9 protein-coding genes are annotated in these 12459 nt (G+C 66.9%); 2 read left to right on the forward strand and 7 right to left on the reverse strand.

The features are described from left to right. Positions 1 to 49: 49 nt before the first annotated feature. Positions 50 to 1204, reverse strand: coding sequence for a radical SAM family heme chaperone HemW (gene hemW, locus L8F97_RS11540; protein ID WP_242149790.1), 1155 nt, complete (start codon positions 1202 to 1204; stop codon positions 50 to 52). A gap of 37 nt (positions 1205 to 1241) precedes the next feature. Between hemW and L8F97_RS11545 the strand changes: the two genes are divergently transcribed. Further along, positions 1242 to 1799, forward strand: a complete 558-nt coding sequence (locus tag L8F97_RS11545) for a CAP domain-containing protein (protein WP_242149793.1) — start codon at positions 1242 to 1244, stop codon at positions 1797 to 1799. A gap of 80 nt (positions 1800 to 1879) precedes the next feature. Beyond that, on the forward strand, positions 1880 to 3169 hold the full coding sequence (locus L8F97_RS11550; RefSeq protein ID WP_242149796.1) for an aminotransferase class V-fold PLP-dependent enzyme: 1290 nt from the start codon (positions 1880 to 1882) through the stop codon (positions 3167 to 3169). Between the two features lie 119 nt (positions 3170 to 3288). On the opposite strand, the gene L8F97_RS11555 is transcribed toward L8F97_RS11550, so the two are convergent. The 6 genes from L8F97_RS11555 to L8F97_RS11580 form a co-directional block, all read right to left on the reverse strand. Then, positions 3289 to 4302: a sensor histidine kinase gene (locus L8F97_RS11555; RefSeq protein WP_242149800.1), complete on the reverse strand. Its 1014-nt coding sequence runs from the start codon at positions 4300 to 4302 to the stop codon at positions 3289 to 3291. A gap of 69 nt (positions 4303 to 4371) precedes the next feature. After that, on the reverse strand, positions 4372 to 5184 hold the full coding sequence (locus L8F97_RS11560; RefSeq protein WP_242149803.1) for an ATP-binding protein: 813 nt from the start codon (positions 5182 to 5184) through the stop codon (positions 4372 to 4374). A 133-nt stretch (positions 5185 to 5317) separates the two neighbouring features. Then, the gene (locus tag L8F97_RS11565) at positions 5318 to 7393 is read right to left on the reverse strand and encodes a tetratricopeptide repeat protein (protein ID WP_242149806.1); all 2076 of its coding nucleotides are present in this window, start codon (positions 7391 to 7393) and stop codon (positions 5318 to 5320) included. Further along, entirely contained in the window at positions 7386 to 8747 is a 1362-nt protein-coding gene (gene prsR, locus L8F97_RS11570; protein WP_242149809.1) for a PEP-CTERM-box response regulator transcription factor, read from the reverse strand. Before prsR ends, L8F97_RS11565 begins: the two co-directional genes overlap by 8 nt. Next, on the reverse strand, positions 8744 to 10789 hold the full coding sequence (gene prsK / locus L8F97_RS11575) for an XrtA/PEP-CTERM system histidine kinase PrsK (RefSeq protein ID WP_242149811.1): 2046 nt from the start codon (positions 10787 to 10789) through the stop codon (positions 8744 to 8746). The genes prsR and prsK overlap by 4 nt, the downstream gene beginning before the upstream one ends. A gap of 4 nt (positions 10790 to 10793) precedes the next feature. Beyond that, a complete protein-coding gene (locus L8F97_RS11580; protein WP_242149814.1) occupies positions 10794 to 12185 on the reverse strand; it encodes a TIGR03013 family XrtA/PEP-CTERM system glycosyltransferase in 1392 nt (463 codons plus the stop codon). Positions 12186 to 12459: the final 274 nt, after the last annotated feature.

Genomic DNA, 12459 nt, shown 5'->3' on the forward strand with positions numbered 1-12459 from the left:
TCCGGACACTCGGTGTCGTAGGGCATGCTAGAACGTGCCCGGATGCCCGTCACCCCAGCACCACCTCCGGCAGGATCGCATCGAGCAGCAGCATCCCCGCTTCGCTTACGGTCAGATGGTTGCCATCGCTTGATAGCAGCCCCTGCGCCGCCAGCCGCGCCACCTTGTCCTCGTCGATCACCGCCGCCACCGGCACGCCGCCAAGCCGCGCCACTCGCGCTAGATCGATCCCCTCGCGCAGGCGCAGCCCCATCAGCAGCGCCTCCTTGGCGCGCTCGCCAGGCACCAGTGGCTCCTCGATCTGCGCACCGTGGCCGTTGCGCGCCACCGCCGCCATCCAGTTCTCCGGCTTTTTATGCCGTGCGGTCGCCAGCCCCTCGCGTCGGCCGTGCGCGCCGGGGCCGATCCCGGCGTAATCCTGATACCGCCAATAGACGAGGTTGTGGCGGCTCTCCGCCCCCGGCCGCGCATGGTTGGAGATCTCGTAAGCCGGTAGCCCGGCGGCGGCCGTCATCGCGCGGGTGGCCTCGAACAGGTCGGCCGCTGCATCGCCATCGGGAATGACGATCCGCCCCGCCGCCGCTTCGGTCGCGAAGCGCGTGCCGGGTTCGATGGTGAGCTGGTAGAGCGACAGATGCTCGGTGCCGAAATCAAGTGCACGGGCCAGTTCCGCCTTCCATGCGGCGAGGCTCTGGCCGGGTCGGGCATAGATCAGGTCGAAGCTCACGCGCGCGAAGTTGGCCTGCGCCGTCGCCAGCGCGGCCAGCCCCTCGTCGACACCATGCGCGCGCCCGAGGAAGTGCAGGGCGGCATCGTCCAGTGCCTGCAACCCAAGCGACACGCGGTTCACCCCCGCCGCAGCGAGATCGGCGAACCGCGCCGCCTCCACCGATGACGGATTTGCCTCCAGCGTGATCTCGATGTCGGGCGTGAACCCCCATGCCGCTTCCGCCGCGCCGAGGATCGCCGCCACTGTCGCAGGCGGCATCAGCGAGGGCGTACCGCCACCGAAGAAGATCGAGCCGAGCCGCCGCCCCGGCAACAGCCGCGCCTCGTACGCCAAGTCGGCGAGCAGCGCGTCCCGCCACGCATCCTGATCGACGCTTTCGCGGACATGGCTGTTGAAGTCGCAATACGGGCATTTCGACACGCAGAACGGCCAATGGACGTAAAGCGCGAGGGGTGGGGTTTCGCTTGGGGGCATGCCGCGCCATCTATGCCTGCGCAAAGGATGTGGGAAGATGCGGAAGATAGTGTTGTTGGCGCTGGCGCCGCTCCTCGCGGTCGCCGGGTGTTCGCCGCCCGGCCCGGCGCGGATCGTCGAGCCGCGTCTGAAGGAGCAGCCGGCGCGCGGGCTCAGCCTGTTACGGCAGGCGATGCTCGATGGGCATAACCGCGCGCGCGCTGCCGTCGGCGTCGCGCCGTTGGTGTGGGACGATACGCTGGCCGCGCACGCACTGATCTACGCGCGGACGCTCGCCGCCGAGCACCGCTTTGAACATGCCGAGCAGCCGATGGGCCCGGGCCGGGAGGGTGAGAATTTGTGGACCGGCACGCGCGGTGCGTACCGCTATGACGAGATGGTCGGCGGTTTCGTCGACGAAAAGCGCTATTTTCGCAATGCTGTAACGCCGGACTTCAGCACCACCGGCCGGTGGGAAGACGTCGCGCATTACACCCAGATCATATGGCGCGGCACCACGCGTTTTGGCTGTGCGCTCGCCAGCAACGAACGCGACGATTATCTGGTATGTCGCTATACTCCGCCGGGCAACGTGGTGGGACAGATCGCTTATTAGTTTCCTATAGAGAAGAATTGTTGCTATTGGCGGTCAGGCCGCTACCGTCTCGCGCATGTATCCTTCATGCCGAGGTGACGATGCTGAACCGCCGCTCCCTGCTTGCAACCGCAACTGCCGTCGGGCTTGCCGCGCCTTTGGGGCGGGAGGCGCTCGCCGCCGCGATGGCGCCGGTGGCGATGCCTGCGCCAAGCCTCTACGACAAGGACGAGGACGCGTACTGGGCGGGTTTGCGCAAGCAGTTCCTGATGCCGGCTGATCTCGTCAATCTCAACAACGGCACGGTCGGCTCGTCGCCGCGCCCGGTGCTGAAGGCGGTGTTCGACAGCTACGAGCAGACCGAGCAGATGATGCAGGCCGGCGCGGAGGAGTATCCGATCTGGGGTTACGGCCCGTGGCCGGAGTTCCGCAAACCCTTCGCCGATCTCGTCGGTGCGCACGTCGACCAGATCGCGATAGTGCGCAACTGCACCGAGGCGAACAGCTTCATCGGCAACGGCTTCGACATGAAGGCAGGCGACGAAGTGCTGATGTCGGACGAGGAACACGGCAGCGGCATCGCGCCGTGGGAGTTGCGTGCCAAACGCTACGGCATCGTCATCAAGACCTTTGCCATGCCCAAGCCGCCGAAATCCCCCGACGAGATCCTGAACCGCATCAACGATGCGATCACGCCGCGCACGAAGATCATCTTCGTCAGCCACATCAGCACCAACACCGGCGTCATCCTGCCCGCCAAGCAGATTTCGGCCTTGGCGCGATCGAAGGGCATCGTCTCGGCGTTCGATGGCGCGCACGCGGCGGGAATGGGCAAGCTCGACCTCAACGACATCGGCTGCGATCTTTACGCCGGATCGATGCACAAATGGCTGTTTTCGCCGAAAGGTACCGGGTTCCTGTATGTCCGCGACGATAGCATCGGCGATCGGCTCTGGCCGACGACGGTGACGCACAGCTGGGACGATCGGACCCTGAAGGCCGGGCGTTACCAGCAGTTCGGATCATCCAATATCCCGACGATGATGGGGCTGAACGCGGCGGTTGCGATGGCGCAGGACATCGGCATCGACCGGATCGAGCGGCGCCACCGCCAGCTTGCCGATTACCTCCATGCCGAGATGATGAAACGCGGCGCGACGAGCTGGACCTCGCCCGATCCGGCGATGCGCTGCGCGATCATCACCGTCAACGTGCCGCCGGTACAGCGCATGGAGCTGGAGACATGGCTCTGGCAGAACCATAAGATCCGGGTGCGCGGTGGCGAGCCGAGCAAGCTCAGGCTATCCACGCCCTATTACCTGTCCAAAGCGGACCTAGAACGGTTCCTCGACGCGTTCGATGCGTTCCGCAGGATGAAGGGGCTGGCCTGACCTAGTGCTTGGACAACGCCGGTGTCGCGTGCCGAACCTCTGTATCAACCGCAACAGCGTGCACTAGCCAACTGACTTCGTTGCAAACCCTCGGCAAACACAACGGCAACGGCCGACGGTCAGGCCGCCAGTTCCAACGTCTTCCGCGTTCCGCCTGCTCCGCTCTCGGTGCGCAATTTTCCGCCTGCCTGCCGAGCAAACGCATCGATCAGTCGCGTACCGAGACCGCCGCGCGGCGCGGTGGCGGCGGGCAGGCCGACGCCATCGTCGGCGACGATGAGCGTCCAGCCATCGGCGTGCGCCCGCAGCAGCACTTCGATCCGGCCGGTATCACGGCCGGTGAAGGCGTGCTTGGCCGCATTGGTGACGAGTTCGTTGACGACGAGGCCGATCGAAACCGCCCGATCGCGTGGCATTTGTGTGCTGTCGATGTCGCACACCAACGTCACCTTGCCGCGGAGGAACAGCGCCTCGGACAGCGCGCCGCACAGTTGGTGCAGATACTCGCTCATCTCGACCGCGCCGACGTGGTCGCTGCCGCGATACAAATGGCGGTGTGCCTGCGCGATGCTTTCCACCCGCATCCGTGCGGTGTCCAGCGCGGTGGCGGTCGCCGGGTGTTCGGCCCGGCGCGCCTGCATGTCGAGCAGCCCCGCGACGATCGCGAAATTGTTCTTCATGCGGTGGTCGAACTCGGCGAGGAACAGGTCGCGGTCGGCGATCTCGCGGTCGCGCTCCGTCGCCGCCATGCGGACTGCCTGCCGGAACGTCTCGGCGATGGCGATGGTGAGGCCGGCGGCAACCGCGATCACCAGCGTACGGGTGACGCCGTACGGATCGTCGAGCGATGCAGGTGCCCGCGCGGCGACCCCGAACACAACGGTATGCCATGCGTAAAACATCGACAGTGCCGCCGTCAGCACGCCGGCCGGCCAGTGCGCGAACAGCGTCGCCAGGATCAGCGCCGGGAACACCAGTGCAAACGGCCCGATGCCTGGGACGACCAGATCGAGCACCAACCGAATCGCGATCGCACCCAGCCCGCACAGCAGGCCGACGCCGATTTGCGTCGCCCAGCGCGGTATGCCCGGCGCAAGCCGGTCCGGTAGATCGATTTCCCCCACGCGCGCCATGACCGGCATTTCCAAGCGGCACCGAGCCGAGTCAAGCAGGCTTCGCGCCAATCTGATCCGAGTTAAGCTTTATCCTACGGTCTTGCCGTGTTGTCCCGCCAGATCGACGATATAATGCCACGCGACCCGTCCCGACCGGCTGCCACGCCGTGTCGCCCAGCCGACCGCGTCGGTTGCATCGAACGGCAAGTCGAGCGCCTGCGCATAGCCCGCGACGATGCCGAGATAGGTGTCCTGATCGATCACGTGGAAACCGAGGCTCAGCCCGAAGCGATCGGCAAGCGCGAGATTGTCGTCGACAACGTCGCGCGGGTTGATCGCGTCGGCCTGCTCCTCAAGGTTTTGCGGCACGAGGTGGCGGCGGTTGGAGGTGACGAACAGGCGCGCATTGGCGGGTCGCGCCTCCGCGCCGCCGTCCAGCATCGACCGCAAGGCGCGCGCATCGCTCGCCGCATCAAAGCCGAGATCGTCGATGAAGATCGCGAATGCGCGGGGTGCGGTGGCGATCTGCGCGAACAGGTCGGGGAGCGTGTCCAGCCCGGTGCCGATCACCTCGACCAACGCCAGCGCTGCGCCGCCCGCCTGCACTGCGCCGGTACAACTCTTGACCAGCGCCGATTTGCCGGTGCCGCGCGCCCCCCACAGCAGTACGTCATGCGCCGCCGCACCGCCGGCCAGGCGGGTGAGGTTGTCGAGCAGCGCCTGTTTCTGCGCGGCAAGGCCGAAGATACGATCGAGCGGCACCGGCGCGAACGCGCGCGCGGCGCTGAGCGTATCGCCGCGCCACACATAGGCCGGATACGCGAGCGGATCAGCCGGCGCCGCGCGCGGCGGCGCAAGGCGTTCGAGAGCGGCGGCGATCCGTTCGATCGGGTCGGTCATGTGTCTGGTCCCGCAGTGTCGTTGCCGCCGCGCTTTGAAAGAAGACGGGGGTTCGGGCAAGCGGATCAGGCAATCGGTGGCGACCGCTTGCATCCTGTGGCTTCAGGGTACGCCCGAGCAAAGGTCAGCCGTTTCAGACTTTCAGCGCCTTCAACGCCGCCGTCGCGGCCGTGCGATCGCTGAAAGCGGGAACGGCAAGCGCCGCGCGGATCTGCGTCGCCGCCTCGCCATCCCGGTGGAGGTCGCCGAGCGCCTGCCCGAGATGCCAGTGCAGCGTCGCATCGGCGGGTGCGATTGCCACCGCCTTCTGGAACAGCTGCACGGCAAGACCGGTCTTGCCAAGCTGGTACAGCGCCCAGCCATAGGCATCCGTGACGGCCGGGTTCATCGACGCGAAGCAGTAGGCGGCCTTGGCATAGCTGCGGCCCGTGTCGGCGTCACCATCGCCGGTATAGGCATAGGCGAGTTCCGCCAGCAGCGCCGCATCACGATCCCCGAGTTGCTGTCGCAGGCCCTCCAGCGTGTCGATCGCCGCGTCATATTGGGCGGCGGCGATCTGCCAATGCGCGGCGATGCGCTGCCCAGCGATGCTCTGCGGGTTCTGCGACAGGAACTTGCTGAGCGCATCGAGCGCGGCCGGGCGCTGTCCGGCCCGGTCGAGCGCATCCACCATGCGCAGCATCGTCGGTTCGTCGAACCGGATGTCGGCAGCATGCCGGTACGCGGCCGCAGCATCGCCGTAGCGTGCGTTCGCCGCCAGCGTATCGCCCAGCGCGAGCCATCCCGAGGGCGCGCCCGGCATGATCTGCGTGATCGCCTGCGCCTGCGCGAGCGCGGCGCTCTGATTGCCCGCTTCGAGCAGACCACGCACCGCTCCCAGCCGCGCGACCGGCTCCATTGGATGATCGCTGGCGAGCGAGGTGAGCAGCCCCGGGCTTTCGTCGGTCCCGAACGGCGCCGCACCCGGCCGCGCCGGCCAGAACGACCGGTCGAGATACGGCGCCGCCCAGTTGCGCTCGCCCGATTGTTCGAACGCGCGCGCCACCAGCGTCAGCGTGTAGCTGTCGGCGTCGCTGCGGAGGGCCGCCGGCCGCAGTGCCGCCAGCGCGCCGCGCGCGTCGCCCGCCCGCAGCGTGGCGAGACCGAGCAGCCGCTTGGCGGTGAGGTTCATCGGCTGTTGCGCGGCAAGTGCGCCCCACTGCTCGATTGCCTGCTGGTATGCGCCCGCCTGATAGGCGAGCATCCCGCCAAGCAGCCGCACGCCCGGCGTCCCGCCAAGCGTACCAGAGGCGCGTGCCAGCAACGTGCGCGCAAGGTCGTAATTGCCCGAGCGCGCGGCCAGCACCGCTTGCAGATAATACGCCTGCGCATCGTTCGGCCGCGCGTCGAGCGCCTTGCGGGTCGCCTCCAGCATTTCCTGATTGCGGCCGGCGTCGCCCAGAGTCGCCGCGTAGTCAATCAGCGCGTCATAGTAATAGGCGTCCTTCGTCAATGCCGCTTCGAACCACGGCAGCGCCGCGACCAGCCCGTATTGCGCGCGGATCAGTTCGCCGCGCAGCGTCAGCGCGGCAAGGTTGTTGGGGCTGGCCGCGACCGCGCGTGCGGCGGAATCGATCGCACCCGCGACGTTGCCGGAGTCCAGCCGGATGCGCCCCAGGTCGGCGAAGGCCGCGCCATCCTGCGGATTGGCGGCGAGCACCTTTAGCAACATCGCCTCGGCGCCCGGCACATCACCCTTGGCGGCGAGCGCGCGCGCGGCGATCCGCATCGCATAGCCGGCGAAGCGCGGCTGCGCCTTTGCGGCTTCGGCAAGCGCGCGGTCGGGATCGCCCTCGATCAACGCGGCGTGCGCGTAAAGCTGGTGCGCGCGTGCGGTATCGAAGCCGTCGTCGCGCGCGCGGTCGAGTTCGCCTTCCGCCGAGATGCCGTCCCCGATCGCCAGATAGGCGCGCGCGAGCACAGCATGGGCGAGGCCCCAGTTCGGATCGGCCTTGATGGCAAGCTGCGCGTGCAACCGCGCGGCGCTGTAATTGCCGGTGTCGAGCAATTGGAGGCTCTGTGCAAGTTCACTGCGCGCACCCCCGGCATCGGCGCGGGCCGGGGTCAGCGCGGTAACGGCGAACAACCCCGCCGTGGCGACCGCACCCAGCGCGCCACCCGTGACCAGCGCCTTGCGGGCGAAACGAACGCGTTTGCGGGGCTTAGGCATGGAGGTCATAGCTCTTCAGGAGGTCGTAGAGCGTCGGCCGGCTTACGCCGAGCAACTTGGCGGTGTTCGAGATATTGCCGTCCGCGCGCGCCAGCGCCTGCCGGATGGTCTTGCGGTCGGCGCTTTCGCGCGCGGCGCGCAGGTTGAGCGGCACTTCCTCCGACCCTTCCGCAAGGTCGAGATCGACAGCGGTGACCAGCTTGCCCTCGGCCATGATGACCGCGCGCTTCATGCGGTTCTCCAATTCGCGCACGTTGCCGGGCCAGCTCCACGCATCGATCGCGGCGCGCGCATCGGGGGACAGGCCGGTGACAGAGGAATGCATGGCCTTCGCGTACTTCTTGAGGAAATGGCTGGCGAGCAGGCTGGCGTCACCGCTGCGCTCGGCAAGTGAAGGGATGCGCACGACGATTTCGGCGAGGCGGTAGTACAGATCCTCCCGGAACGACCCCGCCGCCACCATCGCGTCGATATCCTGATGCGTCGCGCAGACGATGCGCGTGTCGACCGGGATCGCCTTGCGCCCGCCGATCCGCTCGATCACGCGCTCTTGCAGGAACCGCAGCAGCTTGACCTGGAGCGGCAGCGGCACATCGCCGATCTCGTCGAGGAACAGCGTGCCGCCGCTGGCCTGTTCGATCTTGCCCTCGGTGGTTTTTACCGCCCCGGTGAACGCGCCCTTTTCATGGCCGAACAGCTCGCTTTCCAGCAGCGTCTCGGGAATCGCCGCGCAGTTGATCGCCACGAACGCACCTTTGCCGCGGTGGCTGGTGTCGTGCAGTCCGCGCGCGAGCAGTTCCTTACCGGTGCCGCTCGCGCCGAGCAGCATCACCGACACGTCCGCGCCGGCGACGCGTTCTATCGTGCGCGTCACCTTGAGCATCTCGGGTGCTGCGGTAATCATCCCGCTGAGTGCGGTGCCGCTGTCACGTTCGGCGAGGCGGCGGTTTTCCGTCTCCAGCGCATGGACGTGGAAGGCGCGCGCGACGATCAGGCCGAGCGCGTCGATGTCGATCGGCTTCTGGTAGAAATCCCACGCACCGTCCGCGATCGCCTGCCGCGCGGACTCGCGGGCGCCGTGGCCGGAGGCGACGATCACCTTGGTATCGGGCTTCAGCGCAAGAATTTCGGCGAGCGTGGCGAAACCTTCGGTCACCCCGTCCGGATCGGGCGGCAGGCCGAGGTCGAGCGTAACGACCGCCGGCTCGTTCGCGCGCACGGCGTCGATCGCGCTTGCGCGGTCGTGTGCGACGATCACGTCATAGTCCTCATACGCCCAGCGCAACTGGCGTTGCAGGCCGAGATCGTCCTCGATGATGAGCAGTTTGGGCAGCGCTTTGGGCTTGTCGGTCATGCGGCCTGTTCCACGGGCAGGGTGGGCGCGGGGGGGAGCATCACAACGAAGCGTGTGCCCTGACCCTCGCGGCTTGTGACGGTGACGGTGCCACCCATCGCCTCGGCAAGCTGGCGGGCCTCGAAAGCGCCGATGCCGAAGCCGCCGGGTTTCGATGATACGAACGGCTTGAACAACTGGTCGCGCACGAATGCGGGCGACATGCCGCAGCCAGCGTCGGCAACGGTGATGGCGGGCCGCTCGCCGGCGGTGACGGTGACGTCGATCGGCTGGTCCTTGCCGCTCGCCTCCACAGCGTTCTGGATCAGATGTGCGAGCAACGTCTCGAGCCGGGCGGGATCGGCGAGCGCGAAGGCACGGTGTTCACCCGAAAGGTTGATGCGATGCTGACGGCGGCGCTGGCGCACGATGCGTCGGGCTATCTCCGCCAGATCGACCGCGTGCGGCTCCTCAACACGCCCCGAATGGTGCTGTGACAGTCGCGCGAGCAGATCGTTCATGCGACCGGCCGAGTCCTTCAGGGTCGCGATCATGTCGGCGCGGAATGCCGGGTTCTCGGCGTGGCGCTCGGCGTTGCGCGCGGTCAGGCTCAACTGACTGACCAGGTTCTTGATGTCGTGCATGATGAACGCGAAGCGGCGGTTGAACTCGTCGAACCGCTCCGCCTCCGCCAAAGCTTCCTGCGCGCGTGCTTCGGCCAGATAGCTCGCCACCTGCCGGCCGGCGATGCGCAGCAGGTCAAAATCCTCCCAGTCGAGCGCCCGATCGACCGGCGGCCGTGCCAGCAGGATCGCGCCCTGCAAGCGGCCGAGGTGGACGAGCGGCACCAGCGCCCAAGCATCACTGGCGAGCATCCACTGCGGCACGCTCGTCAGTTCCACCGGATCGGCGGTGCCGGCGCGCACCGAGTCGAGTTCGACGATCCGTCCGCTGCTGGACAGATGCTCGGCCAGCGCTTCCTCGGTGGTTTGCGCACCCGCGTCCTGCCAGCGCCAGCCCGCGCCGATGCCGAGACCGGCGCCTTCGGGTACCAGCAGCAGCCCGGCAGGCGAGTCGGTCAGGTCCGCGACAGCTTTGACGATGCGCTCGGTGAGTGGCGCGGCGCCCTCAGGCTTGCCGAGGGTGGCGGTGAAACGCACCCACTCGGCGCGATAATCATAGCGATGCTCAAAGAAGTGCTTGGCAAGCTTCACCTTCGCCCACGCCTTCACCCACGGTGAGGACAGCAGCGTCAGCCCCGCGGCAGTGCTGCCGAACACGAACGCGGTTTCGAGCAGGCGGGCATGGTCGCCACCCAATGTCGCGATCGCGCTCGTCGCGAACAGCATTGCGACACCGTACAGGATCGTCGCCGCCAGCGAGAGCGTCTGCCACGCCACGGTGCGCGAGAGTTGCAGCGTCCAGTCGTCGCCACGCTGCACCGCCACCGCCAGCACCGGCGCGATCATCGCCATGACGATGCCGCGCACGGCGACCAGTTCCTGCGGCCAATGTCCGGTCGCGTATGCGGTGGTGGTGAGCAGCAGGTCCGCCCCCCACATTGCCGCCAGCGCCACTACGACGAGCCGGATGCCGCCGCGCGCGCATGGCACGACCGCGCCGTACAAGTGCTGGAGCAACACCAAAGCGCTGATCGCCACCATGACGCGGAACAGTGTGCGCACCGGGGCAAGCTCGTGCGGCACCGACGCGCCGAGCATGTTCTCCACCACCGACAGCATCAGACCACACAGGATGACCAGAACGACCGCGCCGTAGATCAACGAGACCGCACGGCGCTGCGGTGCGGCTGGATCGCGGCGCAACAGCGCGAACATGAAGGCAAGCCACGCGAGGTTGCGAGTGGTTTCGGTCAGGCGGGTGACGAGATCCTTGGTGCCGATGCCTGCGACCGCGAGCGCCCACAGCGCGGTCATCACCAGCGCCAGCGTGAACGTGAGGCGCGGCAGCCCGGCGCGGCCGTCGCGCAGCAGCGACAGCGTCACCCCCGCGAACAGCAGGGCGGCGAGTGCATGGCTCCACAGGATGACTCCCGCGATCATCGCGTCAGCGCACTCCTTCCGGGAACAGCACGACACGGATCGTCTGGAGGATGATGAGCAGGTCCAGGAACGGCGAATAGTTCTTGGCGTAGTACAGATCGTATTCGAGCTTGTGCCGCGAATCGTCGATCGAGGCGCCATAAGGATAGTTGATCTGCGCCCAGCCGGTGATGCCGGGCTTCACCATATGTCGCTCCGCATAATAGGGTAATTGCTGCTCGAGATCCTCGACGAAGTGCGGGCGTTCCGGGCGTGGACCGACGAAGCTCATCTCACCCTTCAGCACGCTCCATGTCTGCGGCAGTTCGTCGATCCGGCATTTGCGGATGAAGCGGCCGACACGGGTGATGCGTGGGTCGTTCTTTTCCGCCCAGACCGCGGTGCCGGCGACTTCGGCGTCCTGCCGCATCGAGCGTAGCTTTATGCAGTCGAACCCGACGCCGAACAGCCCGACGCGGCGTTGGCGGTAGAAGGCGGGGCCGCGGCTCTCCAATTTCACGGCCAGCGCGGTCAGCACGATCACCGGGGCCATGATGAGCAACAGCGTCGCGCTCGCGCAGATATCGAACAGACGCTTGAACATGCTCGAGAACATCCGGCCCGAGGAAAAACCGTCGGAGAAGATCAGCCAGCTCGGGTTGACGCTTTGCAGGTCGATCCGTCCGGTTTCCCGTTCAAGGAAGGTCGAGATTTCGTTGACGTGGACGCCCGTGGTCTTGATGCGCAGCAGGTCCTTCAAGGGGAGGGCATTGCGCCGTTCCTCCAGCGCCAGCACGACTTCGCTCGCGTTCAGCAGCACGACATGGTCGGCGAGATTGTAGATCGCGTCGCGCGCGATCGCCTCGGGGATGACGCGCGTCGCCGCCTCGCTCATCGCAACATAGCCGACCACGACGAAACCTGCACCCGGCGCCGCCGCCAGTACCTTCAGCCGTGCCGCGCGGGCGCCGGCGCCCAGCACGACGATGCGCCGCTTGAAGATCTGACCGCCCAGCGCCTTGCCGAGCAGCATCCGCAGCGTCATCAGCAGCACCACGGTGATGCCCATCGCGTAGAGCAGACTCGATCGCCAGAACGTCGCGCCGGGCAGGAGGAAGGAGATAACGCTGAGCAGGATCACCGCCAGCGACACCGCCACCACCATTCGCGCCATCGCGAAGCGCAGCGACTGCAACGACTGCGCGCTGTAGACGCCGGTCGCCATCATCGCCACCTCGACGCACAGCGCAAACGAGCCGAGCTGCGCTACGCGGTTCCGGATGGGATCGACGATGCTGCCAAGCTGATGGATGCGCAGCACATAGCCGACCTCGCCCGAAACAACGAGCAGCACCACATCGAGCAGCCCGAGCAGCAGCACGGCATTGGGGATATAGTGCTTGAACAGCCTTATCATCGTCGTGCGGCCCTAATTACGTGTACAAACGTGCGTTGTGTAAGCATTTCCGACACGCATCAGGCATGTCGCAGAAATTGACAAACAAAGGTTAAACGGACGCTGGAGGAGAAGATTTCGCCTCCGCCTTGTGATATCTCGGTGGGATGTTCTTCGATCCCGGAGCATGGCCACCGTCGCCGGGGGGCTTCGACCCGCCGCCGCCGGAACCCCGGTTGAACGCGGCGCAGGAGCGTGTGTTGCTGCGCCTGATCGGCCTGCTGCTGTTCGCGCT

The sequence above is a fragment of the Sphingomonas sp. BAUL-RG-20F-R05-02 genome (assembly GCF_022662305.1).
In the GTDB taxonomy this organism is placed as follows: Bacteria; Pseudomonadota; Alphaproteobacteria; order Sphingomonadales; family Sphingomonadaceae; genus Sphingomonas.